26 protein-coding genes, 3 tRNA genes and 1 other annotated feature are annotated in these 25,659 nt (G+C 49.7%); of the genes, 4 read left to right on the top strand and 25 right to left on the bottom strand.

Translation table 11 applies throughout. The features are described 5' to 3' along the window. Window positions 1–79 precede the first annotated feature (79 nt). The 17 genes from dusB to ACKX14_RS11505 form a co-directional block, all read right to left on the bottom strand. Entirely contained in the window at window positions 80–1,054 is a 975-nt protein-coding gene (gene dusB, locus ACKX14_RS11425) for a tRNA dihydrouridine synthase DusB (RefSeq protein WP_422447732.1), read from the bottom strand. 35 nt (window positions 1,055–1,089) lie between these two features. After that, window positions 1,090–1,878 (bottom strand): type III pantothenate kinase, encoded by a 789-nt coding sequence (locus tag ACKX14_RS11430; RefSeq protein WP_422447734.1) that lies wholly within the window; start codon window positions 1,876–1,878, stop codon window positions 1,090–1,092. Window positions 1,879–1,882: 4 nt separating this feature from the next. Beyond that, the gene (locus ACKX14_RS11435; RefSeq protein ID WP_422447736.1) at window positions 1,883–2,404 is read right to left on the bottom strand and encodes an ECF transporter S component; all 522 of its coding nucleotides are present in this window, start codon (window positions 2,402–2,404) and stop codon (window positions 1,883–1,885) included. 148 nt (window positions 2,405–2,552) lie between these two features. Further along, window positions 2,553–2,861 (bottom strand): ArsR/SmtB family transcription factor, encoded by a 309-nt coding sequence (locus ACKX14_RS11440; RefSeq protein ID WP_422447738.1) that lies wholly within the window; start codon window positions 2,859–2,861, stop codon window positions 2,553–2,555. A gap of 13 nt (window positions 2,862–2,874) precedes the next feature. After that, window positions 2,875–4,242, bottom strand: a complete 1,368-nt coding sequence (locus ACKX14_RS11445) for a radical SAM/SPASM domain-containing protein (RefSeq protein ID WP_422447740.1) — start codon at window positions 4,240–4,242, stop codon at window positions 2,875–2,877. A gap of 155 nt (window positions 4,243–4,397) precedes the next feature. After that, window positions 4,398–4,844, bottom strand: a complete 447-nt coding sequence (locus ACKX14_RS11450; RefSeq protein WP_422447778.1) for a DMT family transporter — start codon at window positions 4,842–4,844, stop codon at window positions 4,398–4,400. A gap of 90 nt (window positions 4,845–4,934) precedes the next feature. Continuing rightward, window positions 4,935–6,740, bottom strand: a complete 1,806-nt coding sequence (gene ftsH, locus ACKX14_RS11455; protein ID WP_422447742.1) for an ATP-dependent zinc metalloprotease FtsH — start codon at window positions 6,738–6,740, stop codon at window positions 4,935–4,937. A 68-nt stretch (window positions 6,741–6,808) separates the two neighbouring features. Further along, window positions 6,809–7,351 carry a hypoxanthine phosphoribosyltransferase gene (gene hpt, locus ACKX14_RS11460; protein WP_422447744.1) on the bottom strand — a complete coding sequence of 181 codons (543 nt, stop codon included), beginning with the start codon at window positions 7,349–7,351 and terminating at the stop codon, window positions 6,809–6,811. Between the two features lie 9 nt (window positions 7,352–7,360). Then, window positions 7,361–8,803: a tRNA lysidine(34) synthetase TilS gene (gene tilS, locus ACKX14_RS11465; protein ID WP_422447746.1), complete on the bottom strand. Its 1,443-nt coding sequence runs from the start codon at window positions 8,801–8,803 to the stop codon at window positions 7,361–7,363. A 321-nt stretch (window positions 8,804–9,124) separates the two neighbouring features. Beyond that, on the bottom strand, window positions 9,125–11,476 hold the full coding sequence (spoIIE, locus tag ACKX14_RS11470; RefSeq protein ID WP_422447748.1) for a stage II sporulation protein E: 2,352 nt from the start codon (window positions 11,474–11,476) through the stop codon (window positions 9,125–9,127). Window positions 11,477–11,856: 380 nt separating this feature from the next. Further along, window positions 11,857–11,931: transfer RNA gene (locus tag ACKX14_RS11475), tRNA-Glu, on the bottom strand. Between the two features lie 16 nt (window positions 11,932–11,947). Then, window positions 11,948–12,024: transfer RNA gene (locus tag ACKX14_RS11480), tRNA-Met, on the bottom strand. 108 nt (window positions 12,025–12,132) lie between these two features. Continuing rightward, a tRNA-Met gene (locus ACKX14_RS11485) sits at window positions 12,133–12,209 on the bottom strand. 173 nt (window positions 12,210–12,382) lie between these two features. Next, entirely contained in the window at window positions 12,383–13,183 is an 801-nt protein-coding gene (locus ACKX14_RS11490) for a putative hydro-lyase (protein WP_422447750.1), read from the bottom strand. A 17-nt stretch (window positions 13,184–13,200) separates the two neighbouring features. Then, window positions 13,201–14,205 carry a 5-oxoprolinase subunit C family protein gene (locus ACKX14_RS11495; protein WP_422447752.1) on the bottom strand — a complete coding sequence of 335 codons (1,005 nt, stop codon included), beginning with the start codon at window positions 14,203–14,205 and terminating at the stop codon, window positions 13,201–13,203. Window positions 14,206–14,264: 59 nt separating this feature from the next. Further along, window positions 14,265–14,996 carry a 5-oxoprolinase subunit PxpB gene (pxpB, locus tag ACKX14_RS11500; RefSeq protein ID WP_422447754.1) on the bottom strand — a complete coding sequence of 244 codons (732 nt, stop codon included), beginning with the start codon at window positions 14,994–14,996 and terminating at the stop codon, window positions 14,265–14,267. Window positions 14,997–15,008: 12 nt separating this feature from the next. After that, window positions 15,009–15,779 carry a LamB/YcsF family protein gene (locus ACKX14_RS11505; RefSeq protein ID WP_422447756.1) on the bottom strand — a complete coding sequence of 257 codons (771 nt, stop codon included), beginning with the start codon at window positions 15,777–15,779 and terminating at the stop codon, window positions 15,009–15,011. Window positions 15,780–16,008: 229 nt separating this feature from the next. Between ACKX14_RS11505 and ACKX14_RS11510 the strand changes: the two genes are divergently transcribed. The 4 genes from ACKX14_RS11510 (at window position 16,009) to ACKX14_RS11525 (ending at window position 21,887) form a co-directional block, all read left to right on the top strand. After that, window positions 16,009–17,481, top strand: a complete 1,473-nt coding sequence (locus ACKX14_RS11510) for a sodium:solute symporter family protein (protein ID WP_422447758.1) — start codon at window positions 16,009–16,011, stop codon at window positions 17,479–17,481. Continuing rightward, on the top strand, window positions 17,462–18,907 hold the full coding sequence (locus ACKX14_RS11515) for a sensor histidine kinase (protein WP_422447760.1): 1,446 nt from the start codon (window positions 17,462–17,464) through the stop codon (window positions 18,905–18,907). Before ACKX14_RS11510 ends, ACKX14_RS11515 begins: the two co-directional genes overlap by 20 nt. Window positions 18,908–19,167: 260 nt before the next feature. After that, window positions 19,168–20,331 carry an NRAMP family divalent metal transporter gene (locus ACKX14_RS11520; RefSeq protein WP_422447780.1) on the top strand — a complete coding sequence of 388 codons (1,164 nt, stop codon included), beginning with the start codon at window positions 19,168–19,170 and terminating at the stop codon, window positions 20,329–20,331. Between the two features lie 218 nt (window positions 20,332–20,549). After that, window positions 20,550–21,887: a sigma-54-dependent transcriptional regulator gene (locus ACKX14_RS11525; RefSeq protein ID WP_422447762.1), complete on the top strand. Its 1,338-nt coding sequence runs from the start codon at window positions 20,550–20,552 to the stop codon at window positions 21,885–21,887. A 139-nt stretch (window positions 21,888–22,026) separates the two neighbouring features. Here the strand turns inward: ACKX14_RS11525 and rplL are convergent, their stop codons facing one another. The 8 genes from rplL to ACKX14_RS11565 form a co-directional block, all read right to left on the bottom strand. Then, the gene (gene rplL / locus ACKX14_RS11530) at window positions 22,027–22,407 is read right to left on the bottom strand and encodes a 50S ribosomal protein L7/L12 (RefSeq protein WP_422447764.1); all 381 of its coding nucleotides are present in this window, start codon (window positions 22,405–22,407) and stop codon (window positions 22,027–22,029) included. 105 nt (window positions 22,408–22,512) lie between these two features. After that, window positions 22,513–23,031 (bottom strand): 50S ribosomal protein L10, encoded by a 519-nt coding sequence (gene rplJ / locus ACKX14_RS11535; RefSeq protein ID WP_422447766.1) that lies wholly within the window; start codon window positions 23,029–23,031, stop codon window positions 22,513–22,515. Window positions 23,032–23,055: 24 nt separating this feature from the next. Beyond that, window positions 23,056–23,225: a sequence feature (ribosomal protein L10 leader region), on the bottom strand. Next, window positions 23,224–23,925 (bottom strand): 50S ribosomal protein L1, encoded by a 702-nt coding sequence (rplA, locus tag ACKX14_RS11540; protein ID WP_422447768.1) that lies wholly within the window; start codon window positions 23,923–23,925, stop codon window positions 23,224–23,226. It overlaps the preceding feature by 2 nt. Window positions 23,926–24,036: 111 nt before the next feature. Further along, window positions 24,037–24,462, bottom strand: a complete 426-nt coding sequence (gene rplK, locus ACKX14_RS11545; protein ID WP_422447770.1) for a 50S ribosomal protein L11 — start codon at window positions 24,460–24,462, stop codon at window positions 24,037–24,039. Window positions 24,463–24,503: 41 nt separating this feature from the next. Beyond that, window positions 24,504–25,031: a transcription termination/antitermination protein NusG gene (gene nusG / locus ACKX14_RS11550; RefSeq protein WP_422447772.1), complete on the bottom strand. Its 528-nt coding sequence runs from the start codon at window positions 25,029–25,031 to the stop codon at window positions 24,504–24,506. Between the two features lie 26 nt (window positions 25,032–25,057). Further along, window positions 25,058–25,264, bottom strand: a complete 207-nt coding sequence (gene secE, locus ACKX14_RS11555; RefSeq protein ID WP_422447774.1) for a preprotein translocase subunit SecE — start codon at window positions 25,262–25,264, stop codon at window positions 25,058–25,060. 19 nt (window positions 25,265–25,283) lie between these two features. After that, the gene (gene rpmG / locus ACKX14_RS11560) at window positions 25,284–25,433 is read right to left on the bottom strand and encodes a 50S ribosomal protein L33 (RefSeq protein WP_422447776.1); all 150 of its coding nucleotides are present in this window, start codon (window positions 25,431–25,433) and stop codon (window positions 25,284–25,286) included. 149 nt (window positions 25,434–25,582) lie between these two features. Further along, on the bottom strand, window positions 25,583–25,659 hold a 77-nt coding region (locus tag ACKX14_RS11565; protein ID WP_422447782.1), incomplete at its 5' end, for an EF-Tu C-terminal domain-related protein.

Consider the following 25,659-nt stretch of genomic DNA (forward strand, 5'->3'; position numbering starts at 1 on the left):
ATGATATCCGGCGTCGCATCTCACCCTCCGCTTCGCCGTGCCGCTCCAGGCGTATAGCAAGGTATCTTCAGAACAGTCATCATATTGTCCGGTTTAAGTTGGAAAAGTAATCTTCGAGGGTGCGCTTTATCTGGTTTATATCTTTGCTCTGCTGGATTATCTGCTTTACCGGTGCGGACCGGGGTAGGCCTTTGAGATACCATGCCAGGTGTTTGCGCATTTCCAGCAGGCCGACGCGCTCTCCGTGAAAGGCTACGGCCCTGTCCAGGTGCAGCATCATGGTTTTGAACCTTTCTTCCAGGCTAACGGGAGGAAGATTTTCGCCGGTTTTCAGGAAATGCCTGATTTCCCGAAATATCCAGGGGTTTCCAAGGGCGCCACGGCCCACCATTATGCCGTCGCAGCCGGTCTTTTGTAAAATGGCCGCGGCATCTTCGGGGGAGAAGACATCCCCGTTGCCTATAACCGGGATGCTTACCGCCTTCTTCACTTCCCTTATCACATCCCAGTCCGCCCTGCCGCTGTAAAATTGTTCCCGGGTTCTGCCGTGTACAATTATTACGGCCGCTCCGCTCTTTTCCGCCATTACAGAAAATTCCACGGCGTTGGCGTGTTCTTCGTCCCATCCCTTGCGTATCTTCACCGTCACCGGCTTACCGGCGGACTCAACGGTTTTCTGTATTATTCTGGAAGAAAGCTCCGGGTCTTTCATCAGAGCGCATCCGTCGCCGTTTTTCACTATCTTCGGCGTGGGACATCCCATGTTGATATTTATAAAATCGAAGGGTTCGCCTGCGATCTTTCGAACGGCTTCGACGAAAAAAACGGGGTCATTGCCGAACAGCTGCACTCCTATGGGATGCTCATGGGGACCCGTCTTGAGCAGTTTAAAAGTCTTTTCATCATTATAATACAGGCCCCGGGTGCTTATCATCTCGGTTATGAGGATGTCGGCCCCCATTTCCTTGCAGATGCTCCTGAATGGCAGGTCTGTAATGCCCGCCATGGGGGCCAGAAACAACGGGATTTCGGGAAGATCAGAATTAAATAACATTTGCCGCCTCCGGTATTTAAACTTTGAGGGAAAACCTAATGTTTTCCCTCAAAAGATTCGGTGTTCTTTTCATACAACAGCCGCAATCCGTCCAGTGTAAGCATCATATCGACGGTGTCTATAGACCTCGTTTCGCTGCATATAAGGGGGGCAAGCCCTCCCGTGGCCACGGTAAATATGCGGCCTCCCCCCATCTCTTCTTTCATCCTGCCCACTATCTCGTCCACAAGACCCACGTATCCATAGAAAATGCCCGCCTGCATGCTGGCGGCTGTGTTCCTGCCGATTATTTTGTCGGGTCTTGCGATTTCGACGCGGTAGAGCCGGGCCGCGCTTTTAAAAAGGGCTTCGGTGGATATGCCGATACCCGGGGCAATGGCGCCTCCAAGGTAATCAAGGCCCGCCGTTACTGCGTCAAAAGTGGTGGCGGTGCCGAAATCCACGATGATTACCGGACCTCCGTATTTATGATGCGCCGCCACGGCGTTTACTATGCGGTCGGCCCCCACTTCCCGGGGATTTTCATACTTTATGTTGATCCCCGTCTTTATGCCGGGGCCCACGACCAGAGGCTTTACTGAAAAGTATTTTAAGCACATCTTTTCGAGTACGGGGGTTATTGTGGGCACCACCGAAGATATTATGGCCCCACGGATGGATAAAATGTTCACACCCGCGTCCCTCAGCAGAGATTTCAACATGATACCGTACTCGTCTTCGGTCTGTTCCTTATAAGTAGCCATTCGCCACGACGCTGTGAGGTTATGGCCGTGGTATATTCCAAAAACAATGTTGGTATTTCCCACATCTACCGCCAGCAGCATTTTTTCACCTTCTCATTCTTTTGAGAGTCCTGCACAAGACGGTGGTGATCGCCATGGCTACGACGATTTCCGGAATTCCATGGGTCAGGGCTATCCCCAGGGCCACGGGTCCGGCAAGGTAACCCCTTAAAACGGCAATACCCAGCACGCCCGCGGTATTGGTGAGGGTACCAAAAACCGCCGCCAGGGCGTAGCTTCCGGTGGCGCGATATACGCCATGGGATACGACACCGATGAAAATTCTCGGCAGGACGGCCACAAGAGGATCTGCAAAAAGCGCGTTGCCAGCCCTCAAAAAGCTGTAAAGGCCGAAAATAAGCCCTGTAAGAGCCCCTACCAGCGGTCCCTCCAGGACTCCGCCGAGAATGGCCGGGATGTGCATGATGGTGGCATGGCCGGCGGCGGTCGGCACGGGTATGAACCCGAGAGGGGTCATCCCCAGCACTATGGAAACCGCCCCCAGAAGGCCGGCCACTGTCACCCTCCTGGCCTGCAATCTCCTGACCACGGCAGACTCCGTCTTCATTTTTATCACCTCCGTTCCGGCTCATCGAGGATGCCGGACGATTTGAGCTGTGCTCAAACAAATTTTATCAGAATTTAAGATGGCGCGCAATACGGCGCAAAATAAAAAAATTCCGGTGCTTTCGCCCGGAATTTCAGAAACTGTTTTATCAAGCGCCTTCGAGGGCTTCCATCCGCAAATTGAACAATATGGTTTCCAGGTACATCAGGAATTCCCGGATATTTTCATCACGGAGGCTGTAAAACACATACTTGCCCTCCTGGCGGCACTTCAATATACCGCTTTCCTTGAGCGTCTTGAGGTGCCCCGAGATGTTGGACTGGGATGCTCCCAATTCGTTCACCAGCTGGGTCACGGTTTTTTCGCGTTCCCTCAAAGCCTCGATAATCCTGAGACGTGTTTTGTCGGCAAGCCCCTGTAAAAACTGGACTTTGAACTCGGTAAGATTAAATGTCAATATTTTCCCTCCTTCAATTTACAGCCGCTTCTTTTTCACCGGCGTTTTTTTCATACCAGATTCTGTCGGCAATCTGACCCCATTCCTCTGCATAGGGCTGCAGCTTCTTTGCAAATTCGGCCGCCGTTTCGTCAGCATGAATCTGGGTGGGATAAGCCCCGCTCTCTTCCACAATCTCCCTCAGCATCTCGGGGTTGTCTATGATGGGGCAGGGCCTTCTCAAATTCTGATTAAAGGGCTGGCGTTTCTGGTAGGCCCTCATCAAAGGCGAACCCAGCGCTTCTTTTAAAGAGACATTCTTGATATTGCATGTGGAATAATGCACAAAAGCGCAGGGCTCCACCTCCCCGTGGGCGTTGATATGCAGGTATCTCCGGCCGCCGGCTATACATCCGTTGGAGGCCTCCCCGTCGTTCCAGAAGTCCATCAGGAATATGGGTTTTGTCCTCCGGTACTCCAGTATCCTGTCGTACATGTACGCCCTCTGCTCCGGTGTCGCCATCATCGAAAGGTCCACATCCTTGCCTATGGGTATGTAAGTGAAATACCACCCAAAGGCCACACCTTTATCCACCAGCATATCCACAAATTCTTCACTGGCCAGTTCCTCGGTGTTTTGACGCGTGTAAGTCACCGAAACGCCGTAAATAAGACCTGCATCCCGCATCCTGTCCATGGCTTCCATGACTTTCTTGAATACTCCCTTACCCCGCCGGGCGTCGGTGGTCTCCTCAAACCCCTCGATGCTGAAAGCCACCGTTATGTTGCCCACCCGCTTCATTTCTTTGACGAAGCCGTCGTCGATGAGGGTGCCGTTGGTGAATAGATGGAAGCACTGGGAACCGTGTTTCTCCGCCAACTTTATTATATCATTTTTTCTGACAGTTGGTTCACCGCCCGACATAATTATAAAATATATGCCAAGTTCTTCGGCTTCGGTGAGTATCCTGTCCAGCGTGTCAAAGTCCAGTTCATCCTTCCTGTGGTAATCACCGGCCCAGCATCCTGTACAGTTGAGGTTGCACCTTTCGGTAGGGTCGATGAGGAGACAGAAAGGAACCGAGTAACCGAGTTTTTTCGCCATCTCCTGCTGTTTTGAAACGCCCAGAAAATTGGCGTTCAGGAAGAAGTTAACAGCGAATTTTTCTTTGACATGGGGATCGATTTCGGTAAGAAGTCTTTCCGCCAGTTTATACCAGTTGGAATCCCTGTTCTTTAAAAATCTCTTGACGTTCTGGACATCCACCTTTTGATGAGGCGCCATGGGTATTTTTTCAACCCAATCCATGATTTTGTCAATATTGTTCATGGGCTGCTTTACAATAAATTTCAAACCCTGTTCGATTACTTTCTCCCCCAGATAGGTATGCGCCAAGTCCATAAGAAAACCTCCCCTTTCGTCGTATCGTCATATGATGATACGTCTATATATATTATAGACCCCTGTTTACTATATGTCAAATGGCTTGTTTTTATGTTAAACATTTACAAAAATGGCATTAATCTATTTAGCATATAGGGCACGGTAATCGCAAATTAATTCAACAGCAATTTTGCCCCTACAGACAGAAACACCAGTCCCAGAAATTTGAGCCAGGTGAAGGGGATTTTTTCAAGGCCGAAAAGCCCGAAGTGGTCCACCAGGCAGGCGGTGAGTACCTGCCCCACGATAATGGACGTGGTGGCCACCGCAGCCCCCAGCTTTGGGATGCTCATCACCACCCCGTAAGTTATTATGACGCCGATGATGCCCCCCAGGTAATAGTACCACGGCAGCTGGGAAAAATTGCTCCAGTTTCCCCGGCCCAGGCCCAGAATCAGTATTATCGCCATGGTTATGGTGGCGGTAATGTGGACTATAAAAGTGGCTTCAGAAAGACCCACCGCCTTGCTCACCGCGGAGTTCATGGAACCCTGGACTGCCATGGCCACACCGGCAAAAAAAGCGACAAAAGCAAAAAAAATATCTCCGGAAATCGACAATTTTATCACCCTTTATTATCTTCCCTCCGCATCCACACCAGTATTCCACAAAAAATAAGGCTGCCGACATTGTCGGCAGCCTTTTCATAATCATGCGCTGGCAAATACTTCCAGAAATTCTTTTTCATCCAGTTTTTCGCGCTCCAGAAGGGCCTGGGCGACTTTGTGAAGCTTGTTTATATTCTCCGATAAGAGCGTCTTGGCCTTCTGGTAACACTTGTCTATTATATTGCGCACTTCTTTGTCAATGGATGCGGCCACTTCTTCGCTGTAGTTCCTCCCCCGGGCCAGGTCTCTGCCAAGAAAGACCTCTTCCTGCTTGTGGCCCAGAGTCATGGGGCCGATGGCCTCGCTCATGCCGTACTCCATGACCATCCTTCGGGCTATCTCCGTGGCCCTTTCCAGGTCGTTATAGGCCCCGGTGCTCACTTCGTTAAGCACCAGTTCCTCCGAAGCCCTGCCGCCCAGGAGATGGGTCACCTGGTCTAAAAGCTCGCTTTTGCCCATGAAGAACCGGTCCTCTTTTGGGAGTATCATGGTATAGCCGCCGGCTCTACCCCGCGGAACTATTGAAACTTCGTGCACCGGGTCCACATGGGGCAGCAGCTGTGCCACCACCGCGTGGCCGGCCTCATGATAGGCGACCAGCCTGCGCTCCCTTTCGGTCATTATACGGCTCTTTTTTTCCGGGCCGGCCACAACCCGCGTTATGGCTTCCTCCAGTTCGGGCATCTCTATCTTTTTCTTATTGCGCCTTGCCGAAAGCAGCGCCGCCTCATTCATGAGGTTTTCCAGGTCGGCCCCCGTAAAGCCCGGCGTCCTGCGGGCCAGCACCGATAGGTCCACATTTTCCGCCAGGGGCTTGTTTCGGGCATGGACTTTGAGGATTTCCTCCCGACCCTTGACATCCGGGCGATCCACCACCACTTCCCGGTCGAACCTACCCGGTCGAAGCAGGGCCGGGTCCAGGATATCGGGCCTGTTGGTGGCGGCCAGGATTATAATGCCTTCGTTGACGCCAAAGCCGTCCATCTCCACCAGCAGCTGGTTGAGGGTCTGCTCCCTCTCATCGTGCCCTCCGCCCAGACCCGCCCCTCTCTGGCGGCCTACCGCGTCAATCTCGTCTATAAAAACAATGCACGGGGCGTTTTTCTTGGCCTGTTCAAAAAGGTCTCTCACCCTGGCGGCGCCAACGCCCACAAACATCTCGACAAAATCGGAACCGCTGATGCTGAAAAACGGCACTCCAGCTTCGCCGGCCACCGCCCTGGCAAGGAGGGTTTTCCCGGTGCCGGGTGGTCCCACCAGCAGGACTCCTTTGGGAATCCGGGCGCCGATTTCGACAAATTTTTTGGGGTGTTTTAAAAATTCCACTATTTCCTGCAGTTCCTCTTTGGCCTCATCCACACCGGCCACGTCCTTGAAGGTGACGCGCTTTTTATCATCGGTGTGGAGCTTGGCCCTGCTCCTGCCAAAGGACATGACCCGGCTGCCGCCGCCCTGACTCTGCTGCATAAAAAAATACCAAGCCCCGATAAAGAGCAAAACCAGGAACACCGACGGCAGCACGGAGGACCACCAGGGGGCCGCGGGCTTGGGTTCGGCGTCCATTGTGATTTCCCCTTTTTCCACCTTTGGCTGTATCTTCTCCATGAAAGCCGGACCGGCTATGTCCGTGACATAGCTTGCGAAGCTCCTCCCGTCTTTCAAAACACCCGTAATATTATTGTCAACCATCTTAATGCTTTTTACCTGGTTTTTATCTATCAACTGGATGAGTTCGGAATAGCTGATGTGCACCTGCGCTACATCCTGGTTGGAATACCATTGGACCACGGAAAGTATCAAAATAAATATCAGCAGGTAAAAGCTGATGCTACGGAAAAAATTGTTCAAAAACGCTCCTCCCTTCCAGGAATACTCCTACGATATTTTACCACAGATAAATCCTTTTTACAATTGCTCTATTGCCTGTACACTTCGGGCTTTAAAACACATATATACGGTAAATTCCTGTATCTTTCGCCGTAGTCGAGGCCGTAACCCACCACGAAATAGTCGGGTATTTCAAAACCAAGGTAATCCACCTTTATGTCCACCTTGCGGCGGGTCGGCTTATCGAGCAGAGCGCATATTTTGATGCTGGCAGGCCTGCGCGATTTCAATATGTTGTAAAGGTAACTCAATGTCAAGCCCGAATCGATGATATCTTCTATTATCAGCAGGTGCTTGCCTTCCACGTCCTCCTCCAGGTCCTTCAATATCCTGACGACACCGGAAGACTCGGTGGAGGCGCCGTAACTTGAAACCGCCATGAAATCCACCTGCACCGGCAGGTTGATTTTGCGGATGATGTCCGCCATAAAAATGACGGCGCCTTTCAGCACTCCCACCAGGAGAATGTTATCCTTGTCTTTGTAGTCCCGGGTTATCATTTCACCCAGTTCTTTCAACCTGCAATTTATCTGCTCTTCCGATATCAAAATTTTTTCTATCTCATTAAACACTTTATTGCTTTAATCCTCCTGTCTCTCTAGTTTTAATAACAATACGCGCGCGGTAGCGGAAGTAATTTTAAACCTGTCGTCGATCCTCATGCCTGCCACCCATACAATCCGGCCGTTGTCTGTTACCACCGGTACTTTATCCCGCTCCTTTCCGGGCACCTTTTCATCGGTAAAAAAGTCCTGCAGTTTTTTAAAGCCGCCGGCTCCGAGGGGTTTAAATCGGTCACCCGGCCGACGGTTTCGAACAGTTAAATTTCCTTTTATTTTATCATAATCCAGCTGGGCTATCAAGGGATTGGTTTTTATTATCTCCCGCCCCGTGCCGCTCCTGACTTCCGCCTCTATGGCGACGCCAGCCTCCTTTATGAACACCCTGCCCGGGACGGGAAGGTCGTAACAATAATCGGGAATCCTTTCCTCTTCTCCACGGAATATGCAAAAATGCTCATAGTTTTTTCGGCCCTTGAGGCCTTTGGGAAGATCGACGACGGTACCGGTGGGGGATTTTTCTATAAACTGCACCAGCATGATGGTGTGGCGGTGCTCAAAATCCCTGACGTCGCCCACCAGGCATTCCACCGACTTCCTTATAATGCGCCTTTTCAAAGCCTCATGGAGAGATAAAAACTTTTTTATATCTATAAAAACTTTACCCGGCTCTTGCCGAGCCGCCTCTTCCCACGCCCTGCCAGTCTCCTCCTCTAAATACGACAAATCCTGCCTTGCGATGTCCGACAACCTCCTGAGGGATGCTCCGAAATGACCGCAGTACTTTTCCTCTATTAAGGGAATGAGTTCCAGCCTTATTCTGTTTCTGAAATAATCGGTGGTCAGGTTGGTCCTGTCTATCCTGTAAGGGATGCCCTCTTCTTTCAAATACAATTCAATCTCTTCCCGCGGAATTTCCAGGAGAGGCCTGATGTAAAAATCCCTCACCGGCTCTATGCCTACCAGGCCTTCCAGACCCGCACCCCTCAATATATTCATCAGCACCGTTTCCTCGTGGTCGTTCCTGTTGTGCCCCAGGGCCACTTTCCGGGCGCCTGTTTTGAGCCTCACCCTCTCAAAAAAGGCGTATCTCACCCGGCGGGCCGCATCTTCCGGAGAAAGGCCCGTCTTCTCGATATACGCCGGGACGTCCGCCCTTTCGCAGTAAAAGGTGATTCCCCACTTTCTGCACAAATCTTCAACGAACCGGGCGTCCTCTTCGGATTCTTTTCCCCTGAACATGTGGTCCAGGTGGGCCACCGCAATATCAACTCCCAGTTGGTCTTTAAACACCCACAGGAGATGCAAAAGGCATACGGAATCGGGGCCGCCTGAAACGCCGGCGAGCACCATATCGCCTTTTTCTATCATATTATACTTCGAAAGGGTGTCAAGAAAAGTTTTTTTAATATCCACGGTAAGCTCCGCTCCTTTGATGCCCGGCTGAAATCTATAATTTGTCACCCCTGCATGCCGCCCCCGCCGCCTGAATCAAGCTCAAAAATGTTTCTTGCTTACTCTGCGGCGCCTGCGGCCGTCACGAATCACCGGCGATGAGTTTCTACAATAGAATCATAAATAAATAATATGATGTTCTGCGCATATTTTCAACATTTTTTACTTTCTTATTCGATTTTTTCCTCATTTTGAACATAAAAAAAATCGGTCCGGACAAAATTTTGATTCTGGTGCAGAAACCGCTGCCGGAGTTGCCAAAAGCACTTCACACCAGAAGCATTTTTTGTGTTCGGACCGATTCACTTTTTTGTAGGCACAGGGTTTAACCTATACCGACTTCTCCCATATCCTCGCCACCAGCACGGTCATGTCGTCCCTTGCGGGGGATATTTTTTTGGCGCACTCGAGTATCCCGTCGGCGATTTCCTGGGGATTGGACGTGCGGGCCTGAGCCAGCAGCCTCCGCAGGGCCTCATCCCCGTTTTCCCGCATTGAAAAGGAGTCCAGCACTCCGTCGGTCACCATAACCACCATATCCCCGGGCCTGAGGTGCCGTTCCGAAACCACCGGAGAAATGTCGTCCATTATTCCCACCGGAAAGCTGCCTCCTTTTATTACTTCCACCCTGCTGCCGCGCTTGACAAATCCCGCCGCGGAGCCTGCCTTTATGAATTCCGCTTTGCCGGTGTGGGTATCAATGAGTGCCAGGTCTGCGGTGGAAAAGCTCTCCTCGCAGGCGCACAGTCCAACGGCCGAATTGGTTATCTTTAGGGCCGAACTCCCGTCAAAACCGGCTTCCAGCAAGCGTTCCAGAAAAGCCAGAGTCTTCCCGCTATGCCTGGCCGCCATTTCCCCGACCCCCATACCGTCGCTCAAAGCCAGCAAAAATTTGCCGTTTTTTAACTCCAGAAAAGAAAATCCGTCGCCGGAAACGCCCATACCCTCCCTGGCCGTACCCGCCACTCCTACGGCCACCCCGTAAGCTCCGGATGAAACGGCCTTCATCAAGCACCTGGAACCCCCGCTCTTTAAAGGGCATTCCACTTCTTTTATTTCAAACTTCTTTCCCAGCACCTCCGTCAGCGCCGCCGGTATACGGGATTCGCACTGCCTTTCCCCCAGACACGGTTTTTTTGCCATTTTGACCCGGTATTCCCGGCGGTCTTCTTCGATATGCAGCGCTTCCATCCTCACGCCGAGCCGGGCAAGGCTGTCCAGCAATTTGCCCTCCGGATACCCGTCGTATTCGTCAAAAGGCCAGTTTTCAGCCAGAGCCTTGATAATGCCCGCGGCTTTCTTAAAACGGCCGCATATCGTATCGCGGGTGTTTCTTACAATGGAATTCACCCTCTGTTCCAGGTTATATACAGCGCTCTGTTCCCTGACTATCCTCTTTATATCGTCAATCCTGCCGCACCGCGCCTTAAAAAGGTAAGGCAGGATATGCGATACGGGATTTTCTTCATAATTCCTTATCAATTCATAAAAGGCATGCACGGTCCTGCTATTTTCCCTCTCCCAGCAGGTCCTGCAAAGTCCGCATGTGGAACAGACCCTGCTCCTGGCCTCCTTCATAACCCTGTCGAGGTATCCCTTCCGCAGGGCTTCCCTTTCGTCGTTTAAAGGCTCCAGAAAGCTTTTGCCCATTTCCTCCAGCAGAACGGCCATATCATAAAGCTCCAGCCTGGCGAGGTTCACCGCACCGGGACCCGGCACGGCGGCCGCCGGCGATGCCTCCAGGTAAAACTTCATCCTTTTAATGGCCGGCTTCGGGATCATCAGGAACAGCCCCACCGCAACAATAAGCGCCGGCAGGGGGATTATGCTTTCACCCATTGAGTTTACGTAGAGGTTGTACAAGATGTATCCCAGGACAAAACCCGCCGCCGACCCCGGCTTGCCCAGCCTGTGAAACGTGCCTGCAACAAGCCCTGAAAAAGCCATAATTGCCGCAAACCACGGCGACAGGGCCAGAGAAGACCCGGTGACGCCGATTATAATACCCGCAGCCGCTCCCGCCCCGGCGCCGTTTATGAGAGCCATTACCAGCACCGCCAGGACCCCGAGCACATCTTTAAGGTTTACCCCGGAAAATTCCAGACCCTGCGCCATGGGAAGTAAAACCCCGGCCAGTACGGCCAGGCATATATTTTTTTCCGCCTCTCCCACTGGCACCCTGAAAACCCAGTGCAGCCCACCCGGGATTATGAAAATCATTATGCATGAGAGGCCGCATTCCATGACAAGAAGCAGCAGATCGTAGGGGGAATAACCCCCTGTCACCAGAAATATGAGCCCTCCAAGGGCGTTGGATATAAATACCAGGGCCGCCGTCAGAAACTCTCCGGGCTTTAAATGCTTTTGGAGCACGGTAAAAGCCGCGGTAAAAATCGCCGTGGCGAAAAAGTATCTCAAGGCGGCGGGACTTTTCACGGCCGATACTATTCCCAGCAAGGAAAACAAACCCGCCGCCGCAAATTTTTCCCTGTAAAGGGCCGCAGCCGCGGTAAAGGAAAGACCAAAGGGATACAGCCCGTTTAGAGAGGCTCGTCCAAAACAGAACGCCAGCAGGGAAAGCCATAATGATTCCGATGAAATAATGCCTGTCAAATTGAGCGACAGGGAAGAAATTTTGCCTTTATTAAATTTTTGGAATTCTATCTGGGCTTTGTTTATCAAGTAAATCACCTACCATGTTTTGTTGGTAGGTTTTATTATATATCAAGGGGTTAGTAAAAATTGTCAATCAAGAGGGGCGATTTTAAAAAATCGTATGACATAAATTCCAATTATCATACAGTTTTTGAAAAAATTCAGGCTTCCAGGCTTACCCGTTTTCTACAGTTTGTGTCATCTGGTGGATTGATAAAGTTCTTTTGCTGTTTTCCACAGACATGTCAAAACTCGACTTCTAAATAATCTGCAATGGTCTGGCTCTATGGTGTCCCGGCCGTCACATGTTAATTTTACTTACTCTGCTGCATGACATGCGGGTTCCATTACAAAAAAATAAGCCGCCCGATAGCGGCTTTTTTCTTAATAAATAAAATATTAAAATATGGTGACCCTGCGGGGATTCGAACCCCGGTTACCGCCGTGAAAGGGCGATGTCTTAACCACTTGACCACAGGGCCGTATATAAAATATAAATGGTAGCGGCGCAGGGATTTGAACCCCGGACACTGCGGGTATGAACCGCATGCTCTAGCCACCTGAGCTACGCCGCCACGTAGTGATGCGAGAAATAGGAGGTGTGATGTGAGATTAAGCAGGATTTTGCCTTTCGGCAAATTCACATATTCCCGCTTTCAACTTCTCACTTGGCACTTCTGATATGGTGGCGGGGGCTGGATTTGAACCAGCGACCTCCGGGTTATGAGCCCGACGAGCTACCAGACTGCTCCACCCCGCGTCATCCAAAATCACGACACAGTTTATATTCTACAATAAAAATTCCGTCCCGTCAAGACCCCCAATATAGAGCCCCTCCATAAAGGTCCTCATAAAACGCTTAATCCTCACATCGCAGCCCCGATAAAAGCCTCATTAGAGCCCTTATATAACAGCCGCAATGAAAAACCGCAGCTAGAACACGCTTAACATCTCTTCTTTCAAATCCGTTATAAACATGTGGCCGGGGGAATGGGTTATCATGATCCCGGGTTTTGATTTCATTGCCACAGCCTGCGGAGTAACCCCGCAGGCCCAGAAGACGGGTACTTCCCCTTCCCTTATCTCCACGGCGTCGCCAAAATCCGGTTTATCCAGAGAAGCTATCCCGATGCTTCCCGGGTCCCCGATATGGACGGGAGCGCCGTGTACCGCCGGAAACCTGGATGTTACCTGGACGGCCCTCACCACAAGGCTCTGCGGGATGGGCCTCATGCTTACCACCATTTGGCCCCGAAAGATTCCGGCAGGCCTTGTCTCAATGTTTGTAATGTACATGGGCACATTTTTGCCTTCTTCAATGTGCCTAACCGGGATATTATTTTCCAGAAGGGCTTTTTCAAAGGTAAAGCTGCAGCCCAGAAGAAACGCCACAAAGTCGTTCCGCCAGTAATCCCTTATATCCTGAACTTCGGCTTCCAGCACGCCGTTTTTATAAACCCTGTATTTGGGTATATCGGTCCGTAAATCCGCCCCTTTTGCAACGCCTTTGGGTTCCGCGCTGCCCGCGTCCGTGACATCCAGAACGGGACAGGGCTTGGGATTTCTATAGGCAAAAAGTAAAAAATCGTAAGCCAGATCTTTGGGGAGGATTACAAGGTTGGCCTGAGTGTAGCCGAGCGCCACACCGCAGGTGGGGCCGGTCAGCACGCCTTCACGGATCAATCTCCTGGCATCGGGTGCTTTAAGATTTTTGAAATCTACTTTTTCAGCCATTATACCACCCCAATATTTTAAAGCGTCTCCACGCTCACGTCATAAGACCTGCCGTTTACGTTTACGTCGAAATATCTCAGCGGTTTCAGAGTCTCCCTGATTTTTTTGATTTTATGTTCACTTTCCATTAAAATCCTGTGGGCCTCGGAAATGTCCACCGCTTTAAATCTCAACCTGTCGCCCGGCTTTAACTGCGCAAGCTGGGCCAGGTCAGCAGAAATGACCGTCGCAATCTTTGTGTAACCGCCGGTGGTCTGGGCGTCCTTCATCATTATAATGGGCTTTCCGTTTCCCGGTATCTGGACGGCGCCGGGCAAAAGCCCGTCGGTTATTATGTCATGTTTTTCTATGGCCCTTATCTCCGGACCCTCCAGCCTGTAACCCATCCTGTCCGAATCCTTGGTAATTGTATATGTGGAACTGAAAAAAAGTTTAAGGGCTTCTTCTGTAAAGTGGTCGCTCTGGGGGCCGGGTATCACCCGGATCTCGGCCTCATCGGAGTATGAAGGGATGAACTCATCCAATACCTTCCTGAAAATGGAAATCGAACCGGCGTCTTTGCTGGAAAGGATGTCGCCTTTTTCTATGCGCCTGCCCCTTACTCCTCCTATGCCGCCGCGAATGTATGTGGATGCACTGCCCATGATCACATCCGCCTGGAACCCTCCGGAAACGGCCAGATACGCCCTGCAGCCGGACTTTATAGCCCCAAAGGACAGGACATCCCCCTTCCTTACCGGAAAGGAAGACCAGCACGCTCTCGGAGAACCGTTCACCAGAGGCGGCATTTCCGCTCCGGCCACCGCCACCGTCACATCTTCCATGACTTCGAGGGTCGGCCCCATGACGGTTATTTCGAGGGCGGGGGCCGATTCGTCGTTGCCCGCCAGAATGTTGGCCACCCGGAAGGAAAACTCATCCATGGCCCCGGCCGTGGGGACCCCCTGGCTTTCATACCCGAACCTGCCCATATCCTGAATTGTGGTAAAAAGGCCGGGATTTATCACCTTGAAACACTCCACTTTTTCTCCCTCGCTTTAAAAGTTACTGTCAGCTTTTAATTCCTGGCCGCGGGCAGGATTTACCCGCCGTCATATTCGTAAAACCTGACCCTGTAAATACCCCTGTTTATCTCGTCCTCAATTTTATAAAATTCGTCCTCGCTTATGCGCACGAATTTGATGTAGTTGCCGGCTTCCAGAAGGATGGGCTTTTCCCTTTTGGGATCGTACAGCTTTACGGGGGTTTTGCCTATGAGCCTCCACCCTCCCGGGCTTGTCAGGGGGTATATGCCCGTCTGGCCTCCCGCAATGCCCACCGAACCGGCCTTTATCTCGGTCCTGGGCTTTTCCAGGCGGGGTGTGGCGATTTTTTCCGACATGCCTCCAAGATACGCAAACCCCATGGTAAAGCCCAGCATGTAAATCCTGTATACGGGCTCTGTGTGAATTTTTATCACTTCTTCTTGAGTCATGCCGTGATACTCCGCCACAAAACCCAGGTCCGGTCCGAATTCACCTCCGTACGCCACGGGGATTTCATAAACCCCGGGCCTGAATTCCTCCACATCATCATGTCCGCCGCCGGCCTGCAAAAGACCCAGCAGCTCGCCGTACCCGATCTTCAGCGGGTCATATTTCACCAGCAGCGACCTGTATGTGGGGATCATGGAAACGATTCCCCCGTATCCTGCTTTTTTTAATGAATTGTAAAGGCCCAGCACCCTTTTGTTGCACTCTTCGCTTATTTCGTTCCCAAACTCCACGACAACGGCCCTGTCTCCACAGGGGAGAATCTTTGGTTTCTCGTACACACTACCAACTCCTCACATGAAACTGCCCATGGGGGCGATTATCACACCGTTTTCCTCCAGGGTCTTCTTAATCTTGTTGGCAAATTCCACCGCCTGGGGATTGTCGCCATGGACGCAGATGGTGTCGGCCTTGACTTTGACGAGACTGCCGTCAACGGCCTCCACGACCCCTTCTTTGACCATTCTCAGGACTCTTTTGCAGGCAAGTTCTTCATCATGAATTACGGCATTGGGAAGTTTCCTGGAAACCAGCGTCCCGTCGGGGTTTAAGTTCCTGTCGGCAAAGACCTCGCACGCAAATTTCAGGCCGGCTTTCTCCGCCGCTCTCTGCATGGCGGTATTCGCCATGCCCACGCAGATGAGGTTCTCATCGACGGCGGCTATGGCCTCTGCGATGGCTGATGCAAGCTTTTCGTCCACCGCCGCCATATTGTACAGGGCGCCGTGGGCTTTTACATGCTGCATTTTGATGCCCCGGCTCCGGCAAAAGGCCTGCAGAGCTCCAATCTGGTAGACGATATAGTTTTTGGCTTCCGCCGGTGAAATATCCATATTTCTCCTGCCGAAACCCGCAAGGTCCGGGAATCCGGGATGCGCCCCCACCGCCACACCGTTTCTCTTCGAGATGTCAACGGTCCTGTCCATCACCATGGGGTCACCGGCATGAAAACCGCAGGCTATGTTGGCTGAAGAAATAAATTTTGCAATCTCCTCATCCATCCCTATTTTATAGGCACCGAAGCTCTCCCCAATATCGCTGTTCAGATCCACCATGTGAGCCATAAAACCTTACCTCCACTCTCTTATGATTTGTTTATGTAAGATTTTTTGCAAATTCCGTACCAAGTGACTCAACCGCGAAACGGGTGTCCGGCGCATATTATGAATCTTTCTCAAGAAGCCGGAGCGCTTCGGACCGCTCCAAAAGTGCTATTTCGCTCTTTTTTTACTTTTTACCACTTTCCTATATTCTTTTCAAGATGTATTATTTTATTGTAGGGGAGGGATGGTCTTGAACGAATCCTTGTTGTTCATGATATTTTTTTTAATATACACATTCCTGATGATCTATTCGGGTAGGAGCGGGTTCTACGACACCTACAACACACGGGATTTCTTTGTGGCCAACCGCTCGCTGGGGCTTTTTTTGAGCACTTCGACTTTTGTAGCCACCTGGTTCAGCGCCGCGTCTTTTTTGGGGCTGGGAAGTTCTCTGTACATTTATGGCATTTCTTCAATTATATACAGCATACTGCAGTGGTTTACAGGCGCTCTCTTTCTTTTCTTTCTGGCTTCTTTGATAAGAGATTATGAAATACTGACATTTTCGGAATTTTTTTATGTGAGGTACGGTTCCAGGCCTCTGCAGTTCTCGGTGGCCGTTTTAATGATAGTCAGCTACATTCTGTATATAACCATGCAGATCAAGGGATTCGGCCTTGTCATGCGGATGCTTTTAAACATCCCTTACAATGCGTCCATACTCCTGGTATACCTCTATATACTCTATACCACTTTCGGGGGACTGTATTCCGTGGTAAAAACCGACGCCGTAAATACCGTCATCATTTTTTTATCCTGTCTAATTTTCGGCGTCTTTATAATTAGACAGAACCACGGCATTGTCAATATTTTCCGCGGTGCTGCGGTTATAGACACTCCGGCCGTTTCCGGCTGGGATATAAAAACTCCTGCAGGGGGGCTTTTAGACCTCTTCTGCAAAGGCCTGCAGCCCCCGCTGTACGTCTTTACATCATTGTTCGGATGGGGTCTGGGTCTGGCGGCCAATCCCCAGTATGTGATAAGAATCATTTCGGCGAAGAGCAATGCGGTGGCCAAAAAAATGATATTATTTTCCCTGCTGATCCTTTCGGCCATATATGGTTTCATCATCATCGGTTCCCTGGGCCTCAGGGTGTTAATCCCAACGGCCCCTCATATAAATAACATCGACGAAATAATCCCCTTTGTCTTTTCAGCCGTGGCCCGCAATTATATCACCGGGATTATTTTGATAGGGATTATTGCGGCTTCGGTATCCACCGCCAATTCCGAGCTGTTGCTCATAGCCAACAGCTTTACCTACGATATCCTCGGTCAATTCAGAAAAGATGATATAGACGATGAAAAAATGCTGTCCTTAAATCGCATGGTGATCGGCGTCGCCGGCACCGCAGCTCTTCTCCTCTCCTTTAATCCTCCAAACATGGTCATCGAATTTGGCGGAAATATATGGGGCATCTTCGCCGCATCCACATTCATCCCGTTGTATGCGGGGGTGTTTCGGAAAGACGTTTCGAGGGTTTCCGCCGAAGCTTCATTTTTCTCGGGCCTGTTTTCCTATCTGTTGATCCTGATTATGTTTCCGTTTTTTAAAAACACCGCCCTGCGCCACATCCATCCGGGGTTTTTCGCCTTTATCATCTCGGCTATGGCTTTTTTTATAGCGAAACGGGGGGCAAAAGATGCGAAGCTTCGAGCTTAAAATACTCATACCTTTTTTAATAATAATTATTTTGTCTCTGGCCACGGTGGGTATAGTGTCCTATTACGGGTCCTGCAAAATCTTTGAATCCATAACGGCTCAGCAGTCTCAGGAAAAATTTACCGTAAATTCTTCTTACATTACCAATCAGCTCCTGGAATTGCAAAAATACACCATTCTCATAGCAATCATAGCCATAATAGTCGCGTCGCAGCTTACAATATTCTTTTCCTACAATCTTGCAAAACCCATAAAAAAACTGGCCATGGCCTGTGACGAGGTATCAAAGGGAAATTTCGACATAGAAATAGACTACAAGAAAAACGACGAAATAGGGATTTTAAAAGACGCATTCAAAAGGATGACGTCAAAACTGAAAGAGTACATTGCAAAGGTCCTGGAGGTCACGAACCTCAATCAGAAAATTATAGACGGGGTAAACTACGGAATAGTCGTATTTAACGGCAAAGGCGCCAAAATCCTGGTAAACAGGTCGGCATCCTCATACATTAAGAAGGATACCAGTTTTAACCGCTTGATCGAAAAGTTGATAGACGACTTCTTCAGTGGAGACATTCCACCTTCCGGGACACAGCAATTCGCCGATAGAGAAAAATCCACAAAATACGTGGAATATGAAATAAATTCTTTTGAAGACATTTTTATTCTGTGTTTTTCAGATATCACGGAAAAAGAAAAAATAAAACAAAAAATGGAACACATAAACCGGCTTGCTTCAATCGGCGAGATGTCGGCCGCCATCGCCCACGAAGTGAGAAACCCCCTGCAGGGCATCCAATCCTGTTTTCAGGTTTTGCAGGCCAAATTTCCGGAAGATGACGGAACTTCCGCAAAACTTTTCGACCTCATCTACCGGGAAATAGAGCGTATAAACGGTATAATCTCCAACCTGCTGAACTTTTCAAGGCCGTCGGAGCCGGAACCGGTGATGCTGTCCTTGAAGGGAGTATTAAATGAAATACTGCCCTTTTTATCGCCCCTCATGAAAAAAAAGGGGTTATCTTTAAATATCTCAATCGATCATGGTGCGGAATATCTCTATGTAGACAAAGCCCATCTGAAGCAGATGCTGCTTAACCTCCTGACCAACTCCATCCGGGCAAGCCATATAAACGGCGAAATAGACATCCTTTCCTCCGCCGCAGCCGGTGAAATTGTTATAACCGTAAGAGACCGCGGCAGGGGCATCCCCGAAAAAAACCTCGAAAAGATCTTCACACCCTTTTTCAGCACTTTTGAAGGCGGCACGGGGCTGGGCCTTTGTGTGGTGCAAAGCCTCGTCTTTAAAAATCGAGGCCGTATATGGATAGAGAGCCGGGAAAATAATGGAACTTCAGTGTATATCGCTTTCCCGTGTTCGTTTTCGCACATAACGAGCGATGCTGTCGATAACACTCGTAATTAAAAATTTCTGCATATTCCATAACCCCTTGCAAAAAGAGGATTTTCAAAAATCTAAATCCTCTTTTTTTGTTGGAATAAAAAATGCTTTGTCAGAAGATAATTGATTACAAATTCTTTCTCCGGCGAACCACATCGGTGGCATTCATGTCGGGTCAGAAGGAAGGGGGTAAGTAAACTTACGCAAAAATATTTCGACCAACGAAAAAAAACTTCAAAAAAACGGAGGGATGGCATTTGGAAAAGAACAAATATTCTCTCAGCATGCTGGTCGGCGCGGCATTCCTGATGGCAACATCGGCCATAGGTCCCGGTTTTTTGACCCAGACCGCAGTTTTTACTCAAAAATTCCTTGCCAGTTTCAGCGCTATAATACTAATCACTGTTTTAGTGGATATCATCGTCCAGATCAACATATGGCGGATAATCGTGGCCGCCGGAAAGTTCGGACAGGAAATAGCCAATGATGTTATGCCCGGCCTCGGTTATATTATATCTTTTATAGTTATGGTGGGCGGTTTAGCTTTTAACATAGGCAATATAGCCGGGACGGGCATGGGTTTAAACACCCTTTTCGGCATAGACGCAAGGACGGGCGCCGCCATCTCCGGTATTATATGCGTAACCATTTTTCTTTCCAGAGAAATAGGCAATGCCATGGACAGGTTTACTCAAGTTCTCGGCGTCCTGATGATTTTCCTGGCGGCATATGTCGGAGTCGCGGCCCATCCTCCGGTGGCCGAGGTGGCCGTCAGAACCTTCTCCCCCGGGAAATTTGATTTCCTCCCGATGATAACATTAATCGGCGGTACGGTGGGAGGCTATATAACCTTTGCGGGCGGACACCGGCTCATCCAGGGCAACATGAAAGGGACAGACGCGGTAAATGAAGCCACCAAAAGCGCCGCTCTGGGGGTAATCGTGGCGGGTGTGATGAGGTATGCGCTGTTTTTTGGCGCCCTGGGAGTCGCCGTAAAAGGCGTTGCTTTCGACCCCGTAAACCCTGCCGCCACTCCTTTTCTCACGGTGGCGGGGACAATCGGCTATAAAATGTTTGGTCTCGTGCTCTGGTCTGCGGCCGCCACTTCGGTGGTGGGGTGTTCCTTTACTTCTCTTTCCTTTATAAAAACCTTCTTCAGGCCCGTGGAACAGCATTTCCAGAAATTCATAATAGGTTTTATAGTGCTGTGCACCACAATTTTTGTAATCGTGGGAAAACCGGTTACGCTTTTGATATTTGCTGGAGCCGTAAACGGTTTGATTTTGCCTTTAACCCTGGGTTCCATGCTCATCGCATCGAGGAATAAAAAAATCATGGGGGACTATCGTCACCCGACAGTACTTCTTGTTCTGGGCATTTTGGTGTTTATCCTCACACTGTACGGCGGAATCAGTTCTCTCGCCGGAATAAAGCAGCTTTTTAAATAGAAAGGGCCTAACGTAAAGCGGCAAAGCTGTTTTGGCAGCGGTGACGGCCCGGCTTTTTACCGATGTCCCGGGCCGTAATCAATATACATACTTTGCGTTATCAATAGTCATACTTTGAGATGGAATCGGTACTGAGGCACAGGTTCGCCTGTGTTTTTTTAGCTCATAGAGGATAATTATATATTTATGTCGAAAACTTTATACAGGTGATATATTGTATGAGCTACAAGATTCTTATCGTGGACGATGAACCCACCATATGCAGCGCCTTAAAAATTTCTCTTGAGGACGACGGATATAAAGTGCAGGCGGCCCTTTCGGCTTCAGAAGCTTTGTCCTGCCTGAAAAGTTTCCCACCCGATGTGGCTGTGGTGGACCTGAGACTTTCGGACATGGACGGGATATCTTTGTTGTCACAAATAAAAGATTTCGATGAAGATATCGCGGTTATAATGATAACCGCCTACGGCGAAACCAAAACGGCGGTGGAAGCGGTTAAGAAGGGCGCCTATGACTTTATCACCAAACCTTTTGACATAAGTGAATTGAAGATCTCCATTGAACGGGCTCTGCAGGAGAGGGCCTTAAAAAATGAAAATACCATCCTCAGGTCAAAAGACGAAAAAACCGCTCTGATAACCCGCGACCCCGCTATGCTCCAAATCCTGGCCCAAATAGATGCCATCGCGCCGGTGGACTCAAGCGTCCTTGTGGAAGGCGAAACGGGCACGGGAAAGGAGCTTATAGCCCGCATCATTCACGAAAAAAGCCGCAGGGCAAAGAAACCTTTTATTACGGTCAACTGCAGCACCATACCAACCAATCTCTTTGAAAGCGAACTTTTCGGCCACGAAAAAAATGCGTTTACCGGCGCTTCAGGGCGTAAAAAAGGCCTTCTTGAACTGGCGGATGGAGGGACTTTTTTCTTTGACGAAATAGGCGAGCTTTCGCCGGACCTGCAGGCCAAGCTTTTAAGATTTCTGGAAGAGCGGCAGATCCGGCGAGTGGGAGGCCTTGTCAGTATTCCGGTGGACGTGCGCATAATAGCGGCCACAAATAAAAATCTAAAAGAAGAAGTAGATAAAAACAGTTTCAGAAGCGACCTTTACTACAGATTAAACGTGGTCCTTTTGAAAATCCCTCCTCTCAGGCAGCGCCCGGGGGACATTCCCCTGCTGCTCGATTATTACAGGCAAATTTTTAACCGCCAGTTCAAAAAAAATATAAAAGGCTTTTCCGAAAAGGCCTTATCGCTGCTTCAAAACTACTGCTGGCCCGGAAATGTAAGAGAGCTCAAAAACATACTGGAGCGGGCTTTTATTCTGGTAAAAGGCGACATCATCACGGAAAAGGAACTGCCTGTGGAACTCAAGGTAAAGGAGACCCGTGCGGATGCCCCTTCGATAAAAAGGGAATTTGCATCCCTGGAGGAACTGGAAAAGCAGTATATAAGTGAAGCATTGGAAAAGACCCGGTGGAATATAACAAAGGCCGCAGAGCTTTTGGGCATCAGCCGTTTTGCGCTGCAGCGCCGAATTAAGAAGTATTTTGGATGAAATATTTTGGATGAAAATAAAGCAAAAGCCGATCGTTCAATTAATTTTTCCGTTTATCGGAAAACACAGCTTAAAATGCGTGTAAAAAAGGGGCTGACCCAGTTGTTTCTGGACAGCCCCTTTTTATTCATCGACCGTGTTATTTTATCTCCACTGTGGCGCCGACTTCGGCGAGTTTTGCCTTTATCTGTTCCGCCTCTTCCTTGCTTACCTTTTCCTTTACAGGTTTCGGAGCACCGTCCACCAGGTCCTTGGCTTCTTTCAGGCCGAGACCGGTAACTTCCCTGACCACCTTGATGACCTTGATCTTCTGGTCTCCGGCATTGGCAAGGATGACATCGAACTCCGTCTGTTCGGGAGCTGCTGCCTCGGCAGCGGCTCCACCCGCCGCCGGTGCTGCGGCAACGGCTACGGGAGCCGCGGCGGTGACACCAAACCTGTCCTGAAGTTCCTTTACCAGCTCGGCAAGCTCTAAAACCGTCATATTCTCAATGGCAGAAATGATTTCTTCCTTTGTCATTTTAAAAATTCCTCCTCTTTTATTTTTGATTGAAAATGACTTGCTTTCCTTTCGTCAGCATGTTTGAAACTCCTGCTGCTAAACAAAAGGCCTTTGCCTGACACATCAGGACGCTTTTTTGTCCTGTATGGCCTGCAGGGTATATACCAGATTGCGCAGGGTGCCCTGCAGGACGCCCACAATGCCGTAAAGAGGCGATTGAATGGAACCCACCGCTTTGGCCAGAAGCTCTTCTCTCGGCGGCATTTTGGAGAGGTCCGCTATCATGTCGCTGTTCAGCACTTTTCCTTCAACGACTCCGGCTTTTATCTCCAGTTCCTTGTGGGCTTTTGCAAAATCCACCAGCACCTTGGCCGGCGCCACGGGGTCCTTATAGCTGAAGGCAATCGCCGTGGGTCCCTCCAGGAATTGGTCCAGGTTGTAGTTAAAGTCCTTTATGGCTATACGGGTTAAGGTGTTTTTAACAACCTTAAACTCCACGCCCTGCTCCCGGAGCTTCTTCCTGAGCTCGGTTATATCGGCTACGTTTAGCCCCCTGTAATCCGTAAGTATGGCCGCTTTCGACCGGCCGAACTTGTCCCTGAGTTCCTCCACAGTCTTGACTTTTTTCTCGTTTACGGCCACTTTCTCACCTCCCCCTGAAAATTTTAGGGAATAAATAAAGCCCTCCTGCAGAATGCGCAGAAAGGCTTGTAGTCGCATATTAGCCCAAGCGGGACCCGACTTTGTAAAAAGGTCCAGCGCTCTTTCCCTTTCCGCCTCGGTAGGAAATTAAGCCTTCCGGCACCTACTGTCTGCAGCGAATTCTTGATTTTTTTATTTGGACTCAATCAGTCTCGCGGGATTTATCTTAATCCCCGGCCCCATGGTGCTGGATATGACTACGCTTTTGATGTACTGACCCTTGGCGGCCGCGGGCTTTGCCTTAATTATCGCCTCCATTAGGGCTCGAAAGTTATCCAGCAATTTTTCACGACCGAAAGATTTCTTTCCTATGGGAGCATGAACTATACTTGTCTTGTCCACCCGGTATTCAATCTTACCGGCTTTTATCTCCTTTACGGCCTTGCCCACATCAAAGGTCACCGTGCCGGCCTTTGGATTGGGCATGAGGCCTTTGGGTCCGAGAATTCTTCCGAGTTTGCCGACGGCGCCCATCATGTCTGGAGTGGCTACGGCCACGTCGAAATCCAGAAAACCGTCTTCAACTCTTGATACCAGGTCTTCGGCGCCGACGATGTCAGCTCCCGCTTCCTCCGCCTCCCTGGCTTTGTCCCCTTTGGCAAACACCGCCACCTTTACCGCCTTTCCGGTGCCGTGGGGAAGAGTCACAACGCCCCTCACCTGCTGATCCGCGTGTCTGGGGTCCACCCCCAGGCGCACCGCCACCTCTATGGTCTCATCGAACTTTTTATTGGCTGTTTTCTCCACCAGTTCTATGGCTTCCACGGGGTCATACAGCTTCGTCCTGTCAACAAGTTTGAGCGCTTCGAGATAATTCTTACCGTGTTTCGGCATTCGTCAAAACCTCCTTGTGGTATTAGCGGAAATTTCCTCCCACTTTTTTGGCTAAGTATCAAATTTTAAAACAAACGCAGGCTGTACATTCCTGCGCACTTCGCCTTCAGATCATTCCACCACCGTAATGCCCATGCTTCTGGCCGTGCCTTCAATCATTCTCATGGCGGCCTCCAGGGAGTTGGCGTTCAGGTCCTTCATCTTAAGTTCCGCTATTTCCCGGATGTCTTTTTTGGTAACTTTTGCCACCTTGTTTTTATTCGGCTCGCCTGAACCTTTCTCAATCCCGGCGGCCTTCTTCAACAGCACCGCCGCCGGCGGAGTCTTGAGCACAAACGTAAAAGATCTATCCTGATATACAGTAAGTTCTACCGGTATTATGAGGCCGGCCTGAGCGGCTGTCCTTTCATTAAACTCCTTGCAGAAATTCATTATATTTATCCCAGTGGGACCCAGAGCGGGACCGACCGGAGGAGCAGGTGTCGCTTTACCGGCGGGAATCTGAAGTTTAACTATGGATACGACCTTTTTAGCCATATTTCACACCTCCTGTAACATGCTCCATTGGTTGGAATGCATTATAATTTTTCCACCTGGTTGAATTCCAGTTCGATGGGAGTCTCCCGTCCGAACATGGAAATTAGCACTTTCAATTTTTGCTTTTCGGGATTTACTTCCACGACTTTTCCGGCGAAGTTTTCAAAAGGCCCCGACACGACTTTGACGTTCTGGTTAACGGCAATGTCTATCTTGGGCTTGGGTTCCTCTATTCCCATCTTCTTTAATATGTTCTTAATTTCAGATTCCTGCAGGGGGATGGGTTTTGTGCCAGCTCCCACAAATCCGGTGACTCCGGGGGTGTTTCTCACCACATACCAGGAATCATCGGTCACTATCATCTCCACCAGGACATAACCCGGAAAAACCTTGCGCTGCGTGACCTTTTTCTTCCCGTTTTTGATTTCCACTTCTTCCTCCATAGGCACCAGGACCCGAAAAATCTTGTCCTGCATACCCATGGACTCCACCCGCTTTTCCAGGTTTGCTTTGACTTTATTTTCATAGCCGGAATAGGTGTGAACTACATACCAGTTTTTGGCAGACATACCACTTCTCGATGCCCCTTCCTTCTTCACCGGAGAATCAACGACAGCAATTTATAGAGGATGGTATCGGTAATCCATATTATACCGCTCACTATGGCAACGGATACTAAAACCACTATGGTATACGACACCAGATCGTTTCTCGTAGGCCATGTAACTTTCTTAAGTTCCGATCTTACCTCTCTGAAGAACCTCTGCGTTCTTTTCAAAAGACCCTCGCTAGCGGCCGCCATTGAACCTATCCCCCCAACTTTATTTTGTCTCTTTGTGGAGTGTGTGTTTCCTGCAGTGCTTGCAGTACTTGTTTAATTCCAGTCGGTCAGGGTCATTCTTCTTATTTTTCTGGGTAAAATAATTCCTCTGCTTGCATTCGGTGCACGCCAGTACTATGTTGACCCTCATCTCGCCACCTCCTACCGCTCATGCTTCTATAAGTACATGGATCGTCCTTCTTCAGCCACTAATTCAATTTATCATAATTCCGTGTTATTGTCAACAAAAAGCATAAATCAAAGGGGAATCTTGCGATTCCCCTCGTTTTCTCCATTTATCTATTCTATAATCTCCGTAACTACGCCGGCTCCCACGGTCCTGCCGCCTTCCCTTATGGCGAACCTCAGCCCTTCTT

This window comes from Thermorhabdus hydrogeniformans, from assembly GCF_049310025.1.
Taxonomy (GTDB): Bacteria; Bacillota; Thermosediminibacteria; order Thermosediminibacterales; family Tepidanaerobacteraceae; genus JBJYKD01.

Coding starts and splice junctions, on each gene's coding strand:
- dusB (WP_422447732.1), bottom strand. CDS start 1,054: ATGTTATTTAATTCTGATCTTCCCGAAATCCCGTTGTTTCTGGCCCCC.
- ACKX14_RS11430 (WP_422447734.1), bottom strand. CDS start 1,878: ATGCTGCTGGCGGTAGATGTGGGAAATACCAACATTGTTTTTGGAATA.
- ACKX14_RS11435 (WP_422447736.1), bottom strand. CDS start 2,404: ATGAAGACGGAGTCTGCCGTGGTCAGGAGATTGCAGGCCAGGAGGGTG.
- ACKX14_RS11445 (WP_422447740.1), bottom strand. CDS start 4,242: ATGGACTTGGCGCATACCTATCTGGGGGAGAAAGTAATCGAACAGGGT.
- ACKX14_RS11490 (WP_422447750.1), bottom strand. CDS start 13,183: ATGGCTGAAAAAGTAGATTTCAAAAATCTTAAAGCACCCGATGCCAGG.
- ACKX14_RS11505 (WP_422447756.1), bottom strand. CDS start 15,779: ATGGCTCACATGGTGGATCTGAACAGCGATATTGGGGAGAGCTTCGGT.
- ACKX14_RS11515 (WP_422447760.1), top strand. CDS start 17,462: ATGCGAAGCTTCGAGCTTAAAATACTCATACCTTTTTTAATAATAATT.
- ACKX14_RS11520 (WP_422447780.1), top strand. CDS start 19,168: ATGCTGGTCGGCGCGGCATTCCTGATGGCAACATCGGCCATAGGTCCC.
- ACKX14_RS11525 (WP_422447762.1), top strand. CDS start 20,550: ATGAGCTACAAGATTCTTATCGTGGACGATGAACCCACCATATGCAGC.
- rplL (WP_422447764.1), bottom strand. CDS start 22,407: ATGACAAAGGAAGAAATCATTTCTGCCATTGAGAATATGACGGTTTTA.
- rplA (WP_422447768.1), bottom strand. CDS start 23,925: ATGCCGAAACACGGTAAGAATTATCTCGAAGCGCTCAAACTTGTTGAC.
- rplK (WP_422447770.1), bottom strand. CDS start 24,462: ATGGCTAAAAAGGTCGTATCCATAGTTAAACTTCAGATTCCCGCCGGT.
- nusG (WP_422447772.1), bottom strand. CDS start 25,031: ATGTCTGCCAAAAACTGGTATGTAGTTCACACCTATTCCGGCTATGAA.
- secE (WP_422447774.1), bottom strand. CDS start 25,264: ATGGCGGCCGCTAGCGAGGGTCTTTTGAAAAGAACGCAGAGGTTCTTC.
- rpmG (WP_422447776.1), bottom strand. CDS start 25,433: ATGAGGGTCAACATAGTACTGGCGTGCACCGAATGCAAGCAGAGGAAT.